Origin of the sequence: Enterococcus sp. E4-223 (genome assembly GCF_035727065.1) — a bacterium.
In the GTDB taxonomy this organism is placed as follows: Bacteria; Bacillota; Bacilli; order Lactobacillales; family Enterococcaceae; genus Enterococcus_B; species Enterococcus_B faecium.
On sequence record NZ_JAPMLH010000005.1, the window covers coordinates 206031 to 225191 of the forward strand.

General features: G+C 37.6%; 16 protein-coding genes. 4 read left to right on the plus strand and 12 right to left on the minus strand.

Annotated elements, in window-relative coordinates:
• Positions 1-330 precede the first annotated feature (330 nt).
• Positions 331-1209, minus strand: coding sequence for an acyltransferase domain-containing protein (locus OS139_RS08840; protein ID WP_016627881.1), 879 nt, complete (start codon positions 1207-1209; stop codon positions 331-333).
• Positions 1210-1531: 322 nt separating this feature from the next.
• Positions 1532-2557, minus strand: a complete 1026-nt coding sequence (locus OS139_RS08845) for an FUSC family protein (protein ID WP_002325164.1) — start codon at positions 2555-2557, stop codon at positions 1532-1534.
• Between the two features lie 357 nt (positions 2558-2914).
• On the opposite strand from OS139_RS08845, the gene OS139_RS08850 reads away from it, so the two are divergent.
• Positions 2915-3418, plus strand: a complete 504-nt coding sequence (locus OS139_RS08850; protein ID WP_002332027.1) for a VanZ family protein — start codon at positions 2915-2917, stop codon at positions 3416-3418.
• Between the two features lie 801 nt (positions 3419-4219).
• Here the strand turns inward: OS139_RS08850 and OS139_RS08855 are convergent.
• Both OS139_RS08855 and OS139_RS08860 read right to left on the minus strand, forming a co-directional pair.
• Complete coding sequence (locus OS139_RS08855; protein WP_002294338.1) at positions 4220-4357, minus strand: hypothetical protein; 138 nt, start codon at positions 4355-4357, stop codon at positions 4220-4222.
• A 92-nt stretch (positions 4358-4449) separates the two neighbouring features.
• A complete protein-coding gene (locus tag OS139_RS08860) occupies positions 4450-5028 on the minus strand; it encodes a TMEM175 family protein (protein WP_002288651.1) in 579 nt (192 codons plus the stop codon).
• A 168-nt stretch (positions 5029-5196) separates the two neighbouring features.
• Between OS139_RS08860 and OS139_RS08865 the strand changes: the two genes are divergently transcribed.
• On the plus strand, positions 5197-5394 hold the full coding sequence (locus OS139_RS08865) for a hypothetical protein (protein ID WP_002294340.1): 198 nt from the start codon (positions 5197-5199) through the stop codon (positions 5392-5394).
• Positions 5395-5495: 101 nt separating this feature from the next.
• On the opposite strand, the gene OS139_RS08870 is transcribed toward OS139_RS08865, so the two are convergent.
• Positions 5496-6314: a ZIP family metal transporter gene (locus tag OS139_RS08870; protein ID WP_002294342.1), complete on the minus strand. Its 819-nt coding sequence runs from the start codon at positions 6312-6314 to the stop codon at positions 5496-5498.
• Positions 6315-6478: 164 nt separating this feature from the next.
• Here OS139_RS08870 and spxB point away from each other — a divergent pair, with 164 nt between their 5' ends.
• The gene (spxB, locus tag OS139_RS08875) at positions 6479-8209 is read left to right on the plus strand and encodes a pyruvate oxidase (RefSeq protein ID WP_002332028.1); all 1731 of its coding nucleotides are present in this window, start codon (positions 6479-6481) and stop codon (positions 8207-8209) included.
• 308 nt (positions 8210-8517) lie between these two features.
• On the opposite strand, the gene OS139_RS08880 is transcribed toward spxB, so the two are convergent.
• The gene (locus OS139_RS08880; protein ID WP_325066879.1) at positions 8518-9039 is read right to left on the minus strand and encodes an HdeD family acid-resistance protein; all 522 of its coding nucleotides are present in this window, start codon (positions 9037-9039) and stop codon (positions 8518-8520) included.
• Between the two features lie 248 nt (positions 9040-9287).
• Between OS139_RS08880 and OS139_RS08885 the strand changes: the two genes are divergently transcribed.
• A complete protein-coding gene (locus OS139_RS08885) occupies positions 9288-10910 on the plus strand; it encodes an ABC-F family ATP-binding cassette domain-containing protein (protein ID WP_002297801.1) in 1623 nt (540 codons plus the stop codon).
• A gap of 128 nt (positions 10911-11038) precedes the next feature.
• Here the strand turns inward: OS139_RS08885 and OS139_RS08890 are convergent, their stop codons facing one another.
• The 6 genes from OS139_RS08890 to rpsR all read right to left on the minus strand — a co-directional run bounded on the left by OS139_RS08890 (position 11039) and on the right by rpsR (position 19161).
• Entirely contained in the window at positions 11039-11902 is an 864-nt protein-coding gene (locus OS139_RS08890) for a DegV family protein (RefSeq protein ID WP_002288377.1), read from the minus strand.
• A gap of 735 nt (positions 11903-12637) precedes the next feature.
• Positions 12638-13930 (minus strand): adenylosuccinate synthase, encoded by a 1293-nt coding sequence (locus tag OS139_RS08895; protein ID WP_002288375.1) that lies wholly within the window; start codon positions 13928-13930, stop codon positions 12638-12640.
• A 779-nt stretch (positions 13931-14709) separates the two neighbouring features.
• On the minus strand, positions 14710-16077 hold the full coding sequence (gene dnaB, locus OS139_RS08900) for a replicative DNA helicase (RefSeq protein WP_002288373.1): 1368 nt from the start codon (positions 16075-16077) through the stop codon (positions 14710-14712).
• Positions 16078-16350: 273 nt separating this feature from the next.
• On the minus strand, positions 16351-16803 hold the full coding sequence (gene rplI, locus OS139_RS08905) for a 50S ribosomal protein L9 (protein ID WP_002288372.1): 453 nt from the start codon (positions 16801-16803) through the stop codon (positions 16351-16353).
• Positions 16804-16808: 5 nt separating this feature from the next.
• Positions 16809-18782, minus strand: coding sequence for a DHH family phosphoesterase (locus OS139_RS08910; protein WP_002288371.1), 1974 nt, complete (start codon positions 18780-18782; stop codon positions 16809-16811).
• Positions 18783-18924: 142 nt separating this feature from the next.
• Positions 18925-19161, minus strand: coding sequence for a 30S ribosomal protein S18 (gene rpsR / locus OS139_RS08915; RefSeq protein WP_002288370.1), 237 nt, complete (start codon positions 19159-19161; stop codon positions 18925-18927).

Below are 19161 nucleotides of genomic sequence, written 5' to 3' on the forward strand. Positions count from 1 at the left end.
ATCTCTAGAAATAAATTTTCATTATTACGTTTTAGCTACCTAAAAAAGGCCCTCTTGTCCGTTAACTTTAATATCTATTGTTATAGCTAGTTTACCTATTGAACGTACTGTTTGTTCGATAGAACACTAAAAAAGAGGCTGGGACAGAAGCGTTTAACTCCAAGAAATAAGAAGAAATTCACGAAAATTGCTTTTCAAATTTTTGTGAATTTCAGCTTATTTCCGAAGGAGTTGCTTCTGCTTCCGCCGTTTATACGTGTTTAGAGCGTGAGACAAAAGTGTTCTTTACTTTTGTCTCACGCTCTTTTAAACTATTTCGAAGTACTAAACTTATGAAGTGAGAATACCTAAGCCAGAGCCAATGTGCTCGCCTGCAAGCAATTGCTCTTTTGCTTGTCGCTGTAAACTCGTACTTTCTGGATAATCATGTATTTGGGCATCTACTCGTCCAAAGATCCAAGGGACTCCATTATCGTCCTGTTCATCAACTGATAATAATCGATAATCGGCTGCAAAAAGACAGATTTTTGACTCTTTTTTCAACCATTTAGTAAGATTGGGTGATAGTAACCAAGTATCTGTGTACATCACTTGGTAATGGTAATCAGGAAAATAAAGTTCAAAAAAACGAATGGCACTTTCGTAACTATCTCTTATCTTATTCTGAGATAAATCTGCATCGGAAGGAATATGAAGAGAAAGGCACTGCTTTCCTTCTAATCTTAGATCCGTGTACCCTTTCGGAAAATATGTCATTTCGTACTCCAATTCACCAATCCGAAAGATCAAGCCACTAGTGTAATGCCAAATCCAAAAACCACGGTCAAAGCGATAGCTTCCTGTTACTTGGAAATGTTCATGAATAAATCTAGTAAAAGCATTCATTGTTGCCAAATAGATAGTTCTTGGAATCTTCAATGGTTGATAAATTTTTTTCCAACTTTGAGAAGCTGCATATAGATAAATAGCTAATGCTGCAAAAGGTTCCTCTTCATAGACTTTGTCTATTTTCTTTGCAGCCGCCTTTGCTTTATTAGGATCCATTAGTTCATGACTATATTGCTCAAACACCTCATCAAGGATGTTTTTTGCTTGTACAATCATTTGGTCTATAACGACTTTGGGAAGAGTTAAAGTTTCTGCCAGAATTTGGATTTCATTGCTTATTTTCTTCATCAAATTTCCCCTTTTCATATCTTTGAACCTCATTGTTTAAATGACTGATTATCCGGACACCATATGGTATAAACATACTTTTATTGTACACTAACTATAAAACTTAAACTTTCTATGAAGAAAGAATATCTGTAAGACTTTCAAAGAAAGCATTGACCATCTCAGGAAAGTTTATTCAGTTACCATCATAAACAAAATTTTTTGATAGAATAAATATAAAATTTTTTTGAAAGTTCCTTTCCACATTTTTGTGTGAATTTGACTTAATGCTGAGAATCTGGCTTTTGAACACCTTGAATTAGAGGTTGTGACAAAAATCTTGTCATAACCTCTTTTGGCACATATATTTGTCCTTCTATTCTAATTTTTGACGAACAACCGTTAAATAATGTTGCAAACCAACCGTCATTACCCACGCAACACCTAAACCGATGAAACTTCCTATGACGATCCCTAAAAAACGATATTCGATCAAAGAAATCAAGTATGCTCCACGAATAAGTGTAGATAGCATCAACGCCATCGGATTAAGAAATATATTAGCAACTGCATAATTTCTAGCAACTAGAAATTGTGCGATTCCATATAGAAAAGTGATCAGAAAAATGGTCTGCAACTGCGTAAACGGCACAAATGACAAGAATGCCGACACACATAACCCACCCATCGATCCAATCAGATATTGGACTTGTCGATGCTTCATCGCATCCAAATTTTCTGCTAGCAAAATCGATGCACATGACAAGGTCAACCAATAAGGATTATGCAGATTCAAGCCGTGACTGACATAAACGGAAAGAAATAAGGCAGCGCTGTAGAAAACAGAATCAATGATCACTAAAGGCTCTTCGTGAAATCTTTCTTTTAAAGTTGCTTTTTCAATTGTCTGCTCAGGCCGTGAATCCAGTAGTTTTGTAATCACTGCCGCAATCAGGGCAAAAACGACACCCATAAAAAAATAAAGCGAGACGATCGGTAATTGAGCGATTGGCAGCTGCATGCTCGTTCCCATGGCAGAAAGCATCGCAAAAAACAAGCCACCTGGTTTAGAGATATGGAATAATCGCAACACGAATCTGCTGGAAAAAGCAACCAAAGCTACGGCAAATGGTTCAAGCCATAAAACATAAGTCGATAAGATCCCCAAAACGAAAGCAAACAAAAGACCACAACCGATCAAAAACATACGTTTCAACAAAGATTTCATCGGTATGTTTTGATAATAGAAAAAAGTAAAGATTCCTAATGATGAAAAACTTGAAATCAAAAAGTCATGATTTATGTAACCTAACCATAATACGATAAAGATAAGTAGCATCAGGTTCATGATACGAAAAGGATTATCTTGTATTTTATTGAAACGAAAATAAGTCTTGAACAATCTATCCCTCCTTCCTAGTGATTTGAAAAGAAGCTGAATCAAAATGAAATGCCAATCCCGTTTGTCAGCATTACCTAGTATAACAACTATTTCTTGATTTTTCATAAAATTAGTATCAAAAAGTAAACAACTTGGAGAAATTAGAACAAAACACGAACATTCCGAGTCGTTTTGACATAAAAAAGATAGCAAGTTTTCCAAGCAACTCGCTATCTTAGCTTTGTTAAAGAAACCGGATTCCCAACAAAAAAAGCTTCTAATTTTCGCACGGTAACTACGCTGGTCCTTAAACTTCATACTTTTTTATGATTTTTCAGCGGTTTTCGATGGTATACTTTTTAAATGGAGGAGATGTCTATGCGGTATGTATCAAAATTTTTATTAGGGATTTATTTATTCTTTCTATTATGGTTGATTTTATTCAAGCTATCATTTAATCTTCCACAATTTCTCACTTATTCTTACAGCAATGTCAATCTCGTCCCTTTTTCTACTTTTTCTTTTGAAAATACGACGGTTTTGCGCGAAACCACTTATAACTTGATTGTCTTTTTTCCTTTTGGGGTGCTTTTGAATGTCAATTTCAAAGGGCTTTCCTTTTCTAAAAAATTAGGGATTATTTTCCTTGTAAGCTTCTTGGCAGAATTGATTCAATTCCTATTCGGTATTGGCGTAGCGGACATCACTGATTTGATAACTAATACAACAGGAGGACTGATAGGTTTATGGGCCTATCAGCTTCTAAACAAACATCTATCGACAAATAAGTTAGACCGTCTAGCCATTATTTTGGGATACATTTTATTCTTATTTCTGATCGTAGCTTTTTTATTTTTGACCCGAACTGTCCGTCTTCAATAAAATCGTTCGTAAAAAAAGACCGTAATAGACACATTCCAATGTGTATCTATGACGGTCTTTTTATTCAGTCATTGGTTTAAAAAAATCTATTTTCATCTCTAATCTACTATATTATTGCAGCAGGACGACTTGCAGTTTGAAACTGACAGGCTATATTCCCCTTATTTAACAAAAAGGGTTTTTTAGCTTAAAGGCTTAACATTCTTCCTAGTCAATATCTCAATCTAGAAAGGAATTCCGTCTTAATTTATACCCTGCTCAGGTATATTGTTTTTCTATAAAAAGCTTGTTTTATAAGTAATTACTTTACATTTTCTATGGTTTTTCTCCTTATTTAGGCTCCCTTTTCCTTGATTCTGCCAGTATATTCTGCCTGATCCTACTTTTTGAAGGCATTTCAAAGGAAAAAAACAGTAGTTTTTAGAAGTAGTAGAGAAATCTGAGACACGATATTTTCTGTGTCGTTATTTTTTAAATATAAAATAACAAAAGCATAAAATGAGACACGTTATTTTTTTATTCCAAAAACCACACCGTTTTATACTGTTTGAAAACACGTTAATATTTATTCATTTCTGTTGTATATCTCCTATCAAAAGAAATCTATACGCCCTTCTTTGACTAGTTTTTTATTTTTATCTCTTACGAAGTTATCCACTGTGGAAAAACTAACTATCTATTTTTCGATACACTTTTCTAAAAATTAAATTTTCCACAAATAAAAACACGTTTACAACAGAATCATACTGCTGTAAACATGCTTTTCTTAAATAGATAGAACATCAGATTACATAAAGATGTTTATTTTTTTATTGCTGTGAATAATGTCAAAAATCCTACGACACCAACTACTGTCCAAGTCAAATGACCTTGATCCAAATAAATAAGCATCGTGACAAAACTAGTAATCAGTCCTACATGAATTCTTTTTTGATCCATCTGCATCCCTTTGAATACTAGTATCACTCGGATATTTGATCGTTTATTTATTTTTTCTATATTTTTCTCTTAAATTTTAAACACGGATCATTTTACCGATATTGTGATTCGATGGTACGACTTGGGATGATCCAAGCAGCTAGAATCACGATGTTTGCGATCAGCACGGCTACGGGTGCTACTAAATACCCTAAGACAATTCCTAACACATTCAAGCCAATCGATAGATACGATTTCTTGTAATTATTCAACATCGCCTTCAATGCTTTCTCGTGGCCTTTATTTGCTTTGACAAGTTCTTTTGCCAAGATATAATACGCAATATTAGCGGTCAAGGTAACAAAACCATAAGTCATTTCTGGAGCCAGGCTATTGATGTACTCACTGATCCATGAAGTTGCAAACGGAAAAAGCGAAAGCGCAAAAACAAAGAAACTGTTCGCCCATAAGACCCGTCCATTTATCTTATGTACAACTTGAAATAAATGATGATGATTGTTCCAATAAATCGCTAAAATGATAAAACTGACAATATAGATAAAAAATCGGTAACCTAATGCAGCGAGCGCCTCCCACGTATCTCCGTTAGGTTCATGAAGTTCTAAAACTAAAATAGTCATGATAATCGCGATTACAGCATCTGTAAATGCTTCAAGACGATTTTTAGGCATGATATTCTCCTCCTTTTCCGCTCTATTTTAGATGATAAACCAGAGAAAAAGCAATTGTTTGATCATTTAAGTAGATGAAGTAAAAATCAGTCTTCAGTTGGAGGTGTTTTTAAACAATCCCTGTTATACTTTTTCTATAGTAAAGAATGAACAAGAGGAGGGTTTTGTATGCGTCAAAAAAATATGTTCTTAAATATCTTCATGGTTCTTTTAGTGCTAATTGCAGCTAGCTTCGTCATCAGTCTTTTTGTCAGTGTCCTAAGCGGGCTTTTATGGTTTGCGGTCAAAGTTCTAATCCCAATCGCACTTATCATCTGGCTTGTTCGCTGGATCAAAGGAAATACACATAGAAAAAACTATTATTAATGTATGATACCATTCACTTCATTATGATATAACTTACTAAAAAAATAGGGTCGCGATATAAGTTCGCGGCCCTATTTGATATATCATATATATTTTTTTATTTATCCTAATGCCACATCCAAAATCATCATAATGATAAATCCACTCATGACGCCAAAAACTGCAAAATGACGTTTGCTGGACAATGTCTGCTGTGCTTCGGGGATCAATTCTTCCACCACGACATAAATCATTGCTCCTGCGGCAAAAGCAAGTGCATAAGGAAGCAGCAGCTCCACTTTCGTTACTAGTAGCGCTCCAATCACTCCAGCAATTGGTTCAACGATTCCAGAAGCTTGTCCGTAAACAAAGGCCTTTTTACGACTCAGACCTTCTTGTCGCAACGGGATTGATACAGCTGCTCCTTCTGGGAAGTTTTGGATACCAATACCTAGCGCCACCGAAACAGCGGCTAATATAGCGGCTGTCGGATTATCCGCAGTTGCTGCTGCACCGAATGCTACCCCCACGGCTAAACCTTCAGGAATGTTATGCAATGTAATAGAAAAAACAAGCAAGATCGTCCGTTTTAAATGGGTAGGCAATCCCTCTGCTTCATGTTGTGGTCCAAAATGCATATGGGGCAGTGTTTTATCTGCCATATATAAAAACACACCGCCTAAACCAAACCCAATACTTACAACTAGCCAAGCAATATCTCCATTTTCTTCTGCTTTTGTAATAGCCGGATCTAACAAAGACCAAAAACTTGCAGCAATCATGACACCAGAAGCAAATCCTAACATCAAGTTTAGCACTTCTTTTTTGATTTCTTTAAAGAAAAAAACCAACCCGGCACCAAGAGCTGTCATAAAATAAGTAAAAGCTGTCCCAGCAAGTGCTTGCTGCCAAGGTTCAAGTCTCAATAGCCATTCAACCATGCCATTCCCCTCTCTTGAATCTATCTATGTACTACTCTAGCATATTCCCAAAAACATGACTACATTTTTGTGAAAAGACGAATTAGTTGGGATTTTCGATAAAAAGTTCTATACTCTAGATACAAAAAATTTATGTATCATCATTGCTAAAGGAGTGAAACACCATGTCAAAAATCAATGCAGGAATCGCAATGGTAAAAGTTCTTGAAAGCTGGGGTATCGACCATATTTACGGCATTCCCGGAGGATCTTTCAATTCAATTATGGATGCGCTATATCAAGAAAAAACCGAAATCAACTACATTCAAGTTCGTCATGAAGAAGTCGGCGCACTCGCAGCCGCTGCAGATGCAAAATTAACGGGGAAAGTCGGCGCTGTCTTCGGCTCTGCAGGACCTGGTGCGACACATTTGATCAATGGTTTGTATGATGCACAGATGGACCATGTGCCTCTAGTAGCGTTCTTAGGACAAGTTGCTTCTACATCCATGAACTATAACTCTTTCCAGGAACTAAATGAAAATCCTATTTTCGCAGATGTCAGCGTATACAATCGTACAGTCATGACACCACAAAGTCTTCCGCATGTAGTAGATGAAGCCATTAAAGCCGCCTATGAGCATAAAGGCGTGGCTATCGTGACTATCCCTGTTGATCTTGGTTTTGAAGAAATTGACGAACAACCTTTCTCCACCGCTCACACTCACAAAACAAGTGTGATATTACCAGAAGAAAAAGATTTGCTAGCTGCTTTGCCTTATCTTGAAAAAGCAAAAAAACCAGTTCTTTATGTTGGTCAAGGAACGCGAAACGGATTTCCACAAATCAAAAAATTCTCAGAACATTTTTCAGTTCCTATTGTCGCTTCCGTTCTAGCAAAAGGAATTATTCCTGATGATTATGAAAACTTTCTTGGTTTTGCTGGACGTGTCGCTACTAAACCCGGAAATGAAGCATTGGCAGAAGCCGATCTGATCTTATTTGTCGGTAGCGACTTCCCATTTGGACGTGCATTTTTTAATCCAACTGCTGAATTTATCCAAATCGATATCGATGCGTCAAAATTTGGACGACGCCATGAAACATCTTTGTCGATCCTCGGTGATGCAAACACAGCTTTGCAAAGACTTGTCGAGTTAGGGGATGCTCGCCCTGCTGATAGCTGGTACCTAGCAAATCAAGAAAATAAAGAAAAATGGGTAAATTGGTTGAAATCTTTTGAAGATCGAGAGGAAGAACCGATTCGTCCAGAGGCTGTCTATAAAGAAATCAATCGTATTGCTGAAGACGATGCGATTTTCGTCACAGATGTCGGTAACACGACTATCCATTCTATTCGTTTATTGAATATGAACGGTAAACAAAAACATACGACATCTGGATGGTTCGCAACTATGGGTAATGGTGTGCCAGGAGGAATTGCCGCACAACTAAGCTACCCAGAAAAACAAGTATTTACCTTAAGTGGTGATGGCGGATTTGCTATGGTCATGCAAGATATCATTACACAAGTCAAATATCAGCTTCCAATTATTAATGTTGTCTTTTCGAATGATTCTTTTGGTTTCATCGAAGCAGAACAAGAAGATACGGAACAAAAGAAATTTGGTGTATTTTTAGAAGATGCAGATTTCGGTAAAGTTGGAGAAGCGCTCGGGGCAAATAGCTTTACAGTCACAGAATACTCGCAACTTCGATTTGCCTTTGATGCAGCTGCAAAATCAGATCGTCCTGTAGTAATCGATGTGAAGATCAATAACAAGCGCCCATTGCCAGTAGAAGATCTGCATTTAGATCCAAGAAAATATTCTGAAGAAGAAATCCAAGCATTCAAAGAAAAATATGAAGTCCATGATTTGCCAGTATTGAATGAATTATATGAAAAGAGGTTGTGAAAAAGCTGGTCTGCATCAAGTAATAAGAACAGCCAAACAAAAATAGCTCCTCCTATTTTTCGTTTGGTTGGGCTTATTACCGCAGATGCAAGCTTTTAAACACCGTGTATCAAGAGGTTGTGACAACTGCGCTATACTTCGAGTATTAAGATACAATTTGTGTATATAGCTTCTCACATTTTTGCATAAATTTGTCTCGACACCTAAAAATCACCTCGTGCATATTTGTCCATGATAAAAAAGCCAGCTTCCAATTACAACAGTAAAACTGTAATCGGAAGCCGGCTTTTTTATTTGTTTGATTTTGCTTATCTAAATGCATAGACGATATGTGTGATACCAAATAACATAAAATAGAATCCAACTAAAAAGCTTAATGTCAACGCAGAAGAAATTGGATTAAACAATAAGAAAATACCTAATAAAATTCCTAAAATATTGACGATGATCGTAAACCAATAATATCCTTCACTTACTCCTCTTGCCAAGTCAGCAGTAAATAACGCTAAAACGGAATCAGCAATAAACCATACTGCAAAAACAAAAGGCAATGCTGCGACTCCTGCACCAATATTGAATAAGAAAAAGACGCCAACTAGAATATCAATGATCCCGATTATTAAGGGCATTTTTCCTTTATATCCTGTTAGCTCTTTTAATCTGTTCCGTGCAAACAGTTCAAATATTCCTTTAATAAAAGCAAAAATCGCAAAGACTACTACAATTGCAACTAAATTTCCGACAGGGTCTTGAAATGATAACAATGAGACAAGTACAAATAAAATTCCCAAAATCAATGAGCCCCAGTCGATGGTTCTTTTTTCATCCATTTTCAATCCTTCTTTCATTTCTTTTACAGTTTTATAGTACTCCCTCTTATAAATAACGTCAAAAATTATGCTGTTGCAAACTAATAAATCCTATAGTAGCTATTTTCGCTCCGCTTTTATTTTTATTTTTTTCATTCTGTTTCACGTGAAACACAAAGAATGTTCGATTGCCTTGAATCTTTTACCTTTCCCCTATATAATTCTATAAGACTTGTCAAAACTAATAATGATAAAAGTGAGGAAAAAAATTGATTACTGTAAATGATGTGAGTTTGCACTTTTCAGACCGCAAACTATTTGATGATGTGAATATTAAATTTACCCCCGGAAACTGCTATGGCTTGATTGGTGCAAATGGTGCAGGTAAATCAACGTTCCTTAAAGTGTTATCAGGGGATCTGCAGCCTTCCACAGGTTCCGTTACTATGGGACCAGATGAACGGATGGCCGTATTGAAACAGAACCATTACGACTATGAAGACTATACTGTACTTGAAACAGTCATCATGGGACACAAGCGTCTGTATGAAGTGATGAAAGAAAAAGATGCGATTTACATGAAAGAGGATTTCACTGACGAAGATGGTATTCGAGCAGCTGAATTAGAAGGAGAATTTGCTGAGCTTAATGGATGGGAAGCTGAACCAGAAGCAGCTGTTTTACTGCAAGGTCTGAACATCCCTGAAGAATTGCACCATCAGCAAATGAGTGAATTAACTGGTGGACAAAAGGTAAAAGTGTTATTAGCACAAACACTATTTGGTAAACCTGATGTTCTTTTGCTAGACGAACCAACAAACGGTCTGGATATCCAATCGATCAATTGGCTGGAAGAATTTTTGATCAATTTTGAAAATACTGTGATCGTTGTATCCCATGACCGTCACTTTTTGAACAAAGTATGTACACATATGGCGGATCTGGATTTTGGTAAAATCAAACTTTATGTAGGAAATTATGATTTTTGGTTGGAATCTAGTCAACTAGCGGCTAAACTTCAAGCAAACGCAAATGCCAAAAAAGAAGAACAAATCAAAGAACTCCAAGAATTTATTGCCCGCTTTAGTGCGAATGCATCAAAATCAAAACAAGCAACTTCACGTAAAAAAATGCTTGAAAAAATTACTTTAGACGATATCCAACCTTCTTCTAGACGTTATCCATTCGTTGGATTCAAACCTGAACGTGAGATTGGAAACGACTTATTGCAGGTAGAAAATGTAAGTGTAACGATTGATGGAAAGAAAATTTTAGATGATATATCTTTTAATTTGAGCAAAGAAGACAAGGTCGCTTTCGTCGCAGAAAATGATATAACAACAACAACGCTATTCAAAGTTATCATGGGTGAAATTACGCCAGATACTGGAACAGTACGTTGGGGTGTGACAACAAGTAATTCTTATTTACCAAAGGATACAACGAAAGAATTCGATACTGATCTAACGATTTTAGACTGGTTGCGTCAATATGCAAGTAAAGAAGAAGATGATAACACCTTCTTAAGAAGCTTCTTAGGAAGAATGCTGTTTTCTGGTGAAGAAGTATTGAAACCAGTGAATGTTTTATCTGGTGGAGAGAAAGTCCGTTGCATGCTTTCAAAAATGATGCTTTCGAAAGCTAACGTACTTGTATTAGATGATCCAACGAACCATTTAGACTTAGAATCAATCACAGCATTGAATGACGGCTTGATGGCATTTACTGGCTCAATCTTATTTGCGTCACATGACCATCAATTTATCCAAACATTGGCAAACCGCATCATTGCCGTTTCGGATAAAGGTGTGATCGATCGAGCTGATACGACATATGATGAATTTTTGGAAAATGCAGATATTCAAAAACAATTGAACGAGTTATGGGCATAATGGCCTATTTAGCTTAAAAAATAAAAAAACAGCGACCTCTAAGAGATAGGATGCTCATCTATCTTTTAAGAGTCGCTGTTTTTGTTACAATCAATTTCTGGGCTTTTTTACAGAATGAGTTACTGCTTTTATCGACTGATTCCCATCGAAAAAATTGCGATACAGCCATAGCCTGTGTGGCTGGCAATCGTTGGGCCTAATGGATAAAGTTTCACATCTTTCATCTTTATCTGTTCTTCCAAAAGCCGTTTTGCCTTCTCCGCACTCTCTAGGTCCCCAGCGTAAGCCACATAAACGATTTGATCAAGTGGTGCAACGATTGTTTTTACCGTCTCATTGACGATTGTCTGGATCGACTTGTTTCTTCCTCGAACTTTGTCAACATTCGTCAGCCTTCCTTCTTTATCCACCGTAATAATAGGCTTTACACTCAATAGACTGCCAAGAGTAGCACTTGCTTTGGAAATCCTACCGCCTCGTTCTAGATATTTCAGATCGTCTACTGTTACCCATGAATGGACTTTCAAATAATTACTTTCCAGCCACTCTAGGGTTTCTTCGATGCTTTTACCTTCTTTTTTCAATCTTACAGCTTCCAATACTAAAAGCCCTTCCCCAATACTTGCAGCTTTTGTATCAAAAACATAGATCTCAGGGTCTTCATATTCTTCCTTCAGCAATTCAACCGCTTGAAGCGCACTACTGTAAGAGCCGCTTAATCCACTGGAAAAAGCCACATATAAAACAGGAATCTGTTTTTCCGCATAAGAACGGAAAAATTCTAAATATCGGCCAACATTGATTTGTGATGTCGTAGGCATCGCACCATTTTTCAGCTGATTCATGTAGCGGTCATAATTGAATGTCTTTCCGAGGTCATCTACTAACTCTTGATCATTCAATTGGAGATTCATTGATAAAAAATCAACTTTTTCTTTTGCTAATACATGGTATGGCAGATCACAACAAGAATCTGTTACAATTTGATACACATTTTTCAACCCCTTCTCGTTACATTTTACCCTTATCGTCTATTATAGCAAATCTCTTGCGCTAGACACACTTTAACCGGTTTATTTTCGCAAGTTCTAATCAAAATAAGAGGTTGTGACAGAAGTGGTCAGCTTCAAGAAATAAGAAGGAATTTACGAAAATTGCTTCTCAAATTTTTGTGAAATTTCGGCTTATTTCCGTAGAAGCTACTTCTGGAACACCGTGAATCAGAGGTTGTGAAATCAGCGTTTTGACCTGAGTATTAGCTCAAAAAACGGAAAAAATAGTTCCTCATATTTTGCCGTTTTTTGAGCTAATACCGAGGGTCAGCTGATTGAACACCGTTTACCAAGAGGTTGTGAGCCTGCCGTTTAGCTCCGAGTCACAAGGAACAATTTCAAAAAACAGCTTCTCATGTTTGTTGAATATTGTGACTTGTGACCGAGGAGTTGGCAGGAGAACACCGTTTAGTGGAGAGGTTGTGAAAAAGCTGCTCTGCATCAAGCAGTAAGAACAATCAGATAAAAATAGCACTCCATATTTTTCATCTGATTGGGCTTAGTGCCGTAGATGCAAGCTTTTGAACACCGTTTATTCGAAAAAAGGGACTGTGACACGGTTTTTGTCACAGTCCCTTATTCTGAATAAACAGTGTTCAAGTTATTATTATCGTATAGATAAACACTTCGACTCGCTCTGGTAAGAACGTCCTGATTCAGTCGTCGTTTTTATCCTTAGATTTGCGCCCAGACGCTTTCTAAGATGTTTGTTTGTGTTCTATCAGGTCCGACAGAAAATGTTGAGATACGTACACCAACAAGCTCTGAGATACGACGTACATAGTTACGTGCGTTTTCTGGCAGTTCTGCAAGTGTTTTGCATCCTGTAATGTCTTCTGACCAGCCTGGCAATTCTTCATAGATTGGTTTGCAGCGGTTCAACTCTTTCAAGCTTGCTGGATAGTGGTAGATTAGTTCGCCATCTAATTCATAAGCCGTACAAATTTTTACTGTTTCCAATCCACTTAATACATCGATCGAGTTTAAAGATAGGTTGGTAATACCTGAAACTCGTTTAGAATGGCGCATAACTACAGAATCAAACCAGCCTACACGACGCGGACGACCAGTTGTCGTACCGTATTCTCGTCCTACTTCGCGGATTTGTTCTCCTGTTTCATCAAATAATTCAGTTGGAAATGGTCCATCACCGACACGTGACGTATAGGCTTTGCAGACGCCGACAACTTTATTGATTTTTGAAGGCCCTACACCGCTTCCGATTGTTACCCCACCGGCTACTGGGTTAGAAGAAGTAACAAAAGGATAAGTTCCCTGGTCGATATCCAGCATTACACCTTGTGCTCCTTCAAACAACACGCGTTTGCCTGCATCCAAGGCATCATTCAAGATAACGGAAGTATCTGTGACGTATTGTTTGATTTGTTGTCCGTATTCATAATATTCTTCAAAAATATCGTCAAAATCAAGTGGTTCTGAATCAAACATTTTTACAAATTGACGGTTTTTGTCATCTAGATTCAAACGAAGACGTTCTTCAAAAATTTCTTTATCTAATAAGTCTGCAATACGGATACCTACACGAGCTGCTTTATCCATATAGGCAGGTCCGATTCCTTTAATCGTTGTACCAATCTTGTTTTCGCCCTTAGCATCTTCTTGTAATTGGTCCAATTTGATATGATAAGGCAAGATTACGTGCGCGCGGTCAGAAATACGCAAATTACTTGTTTCTACACCTTTTTCATGTAAATAAGCTAATTCTTTAACCAATGATTTAGGATTGACTACAACGCCGTTTCCGATCACACTGATCTTGTCTTTATAAAAAATCCCAGAAGGAATCAAATGCAGTTTATAAGTCACACCGTTAAACTTAATTGTGTGCCCTGCATTGTCGCCACCTTGGTACCGTGCAATCACTTCAGCATTTTCACTGAGAAAGTCTGTGATTTTTCCTTTCCCTTCATCGCCCCATTGCGTACCTACTACTACTACAGATGACATGTGAACACCTCGTTCTATATTATTTAATCCTGAACCATTGTATCAATAATAGATACATATTTCAAATAAAATCGAATGATTTTTATTTTTATTTTATAAAAACGCTTAAAAAACGAACTTTATCTTTTTAGAGTGGTTATTAAAAAAGAGGTTGTAACAGAAGTGGTCAGCTTCAAGAAATAAGAAGGAATGTACGAAAATTGCTTCTCATATTTTTGTGAAATTCCGACTTACTTTTCGAAGAAGCTACTTTTGGAACACCGTGAATCAAAGGTTGTGAAAAAGCTGTCCTGCATCAAGTAATAAGAACAGCCAAACAAAAATAGCTTCTCATATTTTTCGTTTGATTGGGCGTATTACCGCAGATGCAAGCTTTTGAACACCGTTTAAGAAAGAGGTTGTGAGCCTGCCGTTTAACTCTGAGTCACAAGGAGCAATTTCAAAAAACTGCTTCTCATGTTTGATGATATTGTGACTTGTGACCGAGGAGTTGGCAGGAGAACACCGTTTAAGGAAAAGAGGTCGTAAGATCAGCGTTTTGACCTGAGTATTAGAGAAGCAAACGTCAAAATAGTTCCTCATATTTTGACGTTTGCTGAGCTAATACCAAGGGTCAGCTGATTGAACACCGTTTATTCGGAAAAAGGGACTGTGACAAGACTTTTGTCACAATCCCTTTGGAGATCTGTTTAAATTAAGTACTCTAGTCGTTCCTGCGGTTACTCCTTGCATCTTTTTACGAGAGCTCTCGGGATTGCTCAAGGCTCACAACCTCTTCTTTAAAATTCTTCTCTTGGCGAAAGCGACGAAAACTTATTGTATTCTTTGATAAACAGTAGTTCAACTGTTCCTCGTGCACCGCTTCGGTTCTTCTCGATGATGACTTCGATGACGTTGTCATTTTTTGGCTCGTTTCCATCATCGTCATCTCCGCCTTCTCTTTCATAATAATCATCTCGATACAAGAAGGCTACGATGTCCGCATCTTGTTCAATTGATCCGGATTCACGAATATCACTTAGCACTGGTCGTTTGTCTTGTCGCTGTTCTACTCCACGAGATAACTGTGAAAGAGCAATGACAGGTACTTTCAGCTCTTTCGCCAGTTTTTTCAGTTGGCGAGAGATATCTGATACTTCTTGTTGACGGTTCTCTTTACCGTTACCTTCAATCAACTGCAAATAATCGATCAATATCAAGCCTAGATTGCCTTTTTCTTGAGCTAGTTTCCGACATTTCGCACGGATTTCAGAGATTTTGATCCCTGGTGTATCATCGATAAAAATATTTGCTCGAGAAAGACTCCCCATCGCAACGATCAGATTCGACCATTCTTCTTCCGAAAGCTGACCTGTACGTAAATGGCTGGCCTCAATCGAACCTTCTGCACAAAGCATCCGATTTACAAGAGATTCTGCCCCCATTTCCAAACTAAATATCGCAACAGAACGATCTGTTTTTGTTCCTACATTTTGAGCAATATTCAATGCAAACGCTGTTTTACCTACCGCTGGACGTGCAGCAAGAATGATTAGTTCTTCGGGCTGGAAACCTGCTGTCATTTTATCCAGACCTTGATAGCCAGTTGGTAGACCTGTGATTTCTTCATTGTTTTGAGCTAGTCGATCGATATTTTCAATCGTGGAGTTCAGTACTTCAGCAATAGATAAAAAGCCGCTTCGATTTCTTTTTTCCGAAACCTCCAAGATACTGCGTTCGGCATCATCTAAAATTGTTTGAACTTCTTCTCCTTGCTCGAATCCTTTCGTAACGATTCCTGTTGCTGTCTGGATCAATGTACGCAGCAATGATTTTTCTTCAACGATTTTCGCATAGTAGACGATATTTGCTGCTGTCGGAACTGCTAATGCCAAGTCTGAGAGATAACTTAAACCACCGGCATCTTCTAACAAATTGGCTTGTTCCAGCCGGTCTTTGACAGTAACCACGTCAATCGCTTCATTACGATCATTTAACTCGATCATTGTCTCAAAAATAATTTGATGGCCGCGACGATAAAAGTCTTTTGGCTCTATGTACTCCATGGCATCAATGATCGTTTCTGCGTCAAGAAAAACAGAGCCTAAAACCGCTTGTTCAGCTTCAATATTTTGCGGTGGGATTCGATCCTGCCACACTTCATTCATACGTATCGCTCCTTGTCTTCAATTGCTTCATTTTACAAGAAAATGAGAGAAAAGTCATCATTCGTACCGAAAGTGTAATAAAAAAATAGTTCTCTTTTATTATACTCGTTTTCTTTATGCTATTTTGCTGTTCCCAAAAAAGAAACCGAAATCAATCTGAAATCGATTTGCAGCTTTTGCTTTCATTGCTGCAGCTGTTTTCTCAGATAAATTTCGGTTTGTCTTTTCTCCTTCTGGTTATACTTACCAGCTGAACATCGCTATCAAGATTTGTTATTCTTGTACGACATGAACTTTGATCGTAGCCGTCACCTCATGATGAAGCTTAACAGGTACGTTTGTGTAGCCTAGTGAACGGATCGGATTTTCTAATTCGATTTTTCGTTTATCTAATTTGATTTTGTATTGTTTGTTTAACCCTTCAGCAATTTGTTTTGAAGGGATCGAACCAAACAAACGGCTGTCTTCCCCTGCTTTCGCCTTCAATTCGACTACAGTATCTTCTTTTTCCAAGAATTCTTTTAACTTTTTAGCTTCTTCCAAGATTTCAGCTTCGTGTTTTTCTTGCGCTTTCTTTTGTCCTGCTAACTGACTGATACTGCTTTTCGTTGCTTCTTTTGCCAAGTTATTTTTGATTAGATAATTTTGTGCATAACCTGCTGGAACTTCTTTGATGTCCCCTTTTTTACCTTTTCCTTTTACATCTTGTAAAAAAATTACTTTCATTTGGATTACTCCTTATCATATATTTGATTCATATTTTCTTTGATTGCAGCAAATAGCTTCTGTTTTGTTTCCTCAACTGTCGTATTTTCCAGTTGAGTAGCTGCGTTTGTGAAGTGTCCTCCGCCACCTAAGGATTCCATGATGATTTGGACGTTGATCGTGCCGGTACTTCTGGCACTGATCCCAATCAAGCCGTCTGTCCGCTTTGTAATGACGAAAGCTGCATTGATATTGATCATCGAAAGCAATGTATCTGCTGTTTTTGCTGCTATAACACTATTATACTCTTTTTCGTCTGTCCCTGCCGCCACAACAATATCAGAAGTCACATAGTCGCTTCCAGCAATCAAATTGCTGATCTCCAAGTATGTCGCTAAATCCGAGCTCAATAAATATTGTACTAAGGATGCGTCTGCTCCACAAGACCTTAAATAGCTGGCAACGTCAAAAGTTCGTGCAGTTGTACGGACATTGAAACTATTTGTATCTACAACCATCCCTGCAAGCAATAATGTGGCCTCAAAACGATCTAAGCGATTTGTTTTGCTGCTTTGGTATTGGATCAGCTCAGAAACTAGCTCTGAAGCTGAAGAAGCTGAAGATTCAATATAAGTCAGCAGAGGTTTACTTGGAAACTCTTCCCCACGACGATGGTGATCAATGATCACAATCTTATCAAATTGCTCATATAGGCCCTGAGAGATCGATAGAGAAGGTTTATGGTAATCCACCATCACGAGGAGGTCCTCTTCTTTTTTCAGCTCTATGGCACGTTCTGGAGAGATTAGTTGCATTTCTAATTCAGGATGCTTATGGATTTCTTCAAGACACCGTTCTACATCTGGAATGATCTCGTTCTCATTGATAACGATGTAAGCTTTTTTCTGGTTGAAGCGTGCCAGACAACTGACACCAAAAGCAGAGCCTAAAGCATCCATATCTGGAAACTTGTGCCCCATGATAAACACATCGCCTGTTTCATCAAAAATCCGACGCAAAGCGGTACTCATCGCTCGAGAACGAACACGCGTGCGTTTGACATTCTTAGCAGATTTCCCCCCATAATAAACAGGTTTTGCTCCTTCTTTTACCTCTTTCACGACAACTTGGTCGCCTCCACGGACTAAAGCAACATCTAAATTATTCTGAGCTTCTCCACCGATTTCATCGAGGGTTCTTGAGCCATAAGCAATCCCCATACTAAGGGTGATAGGCGAGCTCTGTTTTTCAGCTTCTGCTCGAAAGCGATCCAGCAAATCAAATTTTTTATCCATCATCTTTTTCAGATCGATCATCTGTGCGACGAAGAAAAACCGTTCTGCGTTGATTCTTTTGAAAAAGACATGGTATTCATTCATCCAGTCAGAAACTAGTGTAGTGACGAAAGAGTTCAAATAAGAAATCTCTTTGTCATCTAATTTATCAATGGCATCTGCATAGTTATCAATAGATAAAATACCAATCACCGGCTGACTGTTCGTCTGATGGAGTTTTAACAACTGGTTTTGGGTAATATCATTAAAATAAACAACACCCTTTACTGTATCCATATCAAACTGAAATGTTTTATCTGCTAGATAGACTTGGTTTTTCTTTTTTTCTTTTGCAGTAAAAAAAGTATCTAGCAATTCTTCCTCTGTTAATCCACTTTGATCTTTGATTTTCAATGCTAATGGATTGAGCCATTCGATTTTTTGGCTTGATGGCTGATAAGCAATCACTCCTACAGGCATGACTTCTGAGACATAAGCTAGATTGGTTTCAGCTACAGTCGAAGCCTGCTGGATTTTTTCACGTTTATTTAAAATAAGCCAACGTTTCATTTTCAACCAATAGCGAACACCCCATAAATTCATCAATAGAATGACCGAAGCGCTAACAAAACGAAATGGTAAAATTAAGACTACCAATACTTCGATTAATATAAACAGGATAAGGAAGAGAGGTTTCGGGGATAAATGATTGTTTTTATTTTCCATAATTTTCCTCCCATATATGACTAATTTGATTTTACCATAACTTTCGTCATTCGAGCGACTAAACGAATAGAGGGTATTTTTACAGAAAAAAAGGAATTGAATAGCTGATCAAAAGGATCAGTCATTCAATTCCTAGGATTTATTAGTCTTCGCTAACGAAAGGTAGCAAGCCCATGATACGAGCGCGTTTGATTGCAACAGTAATTTTACGTTGGTTTTTAGCGCCTGTACCAGTTACACGACGTGGCAAGATTTTACCGCGTTCTGAAATAAATCTTTTTAGTAATTCGATATCTTTATAATCGATATATTCAATATGGTTAGCAGCAATGTAGTCTACTTTACGACGTTTACGTCCGCCTCTTCTTTGTTGTGCCAT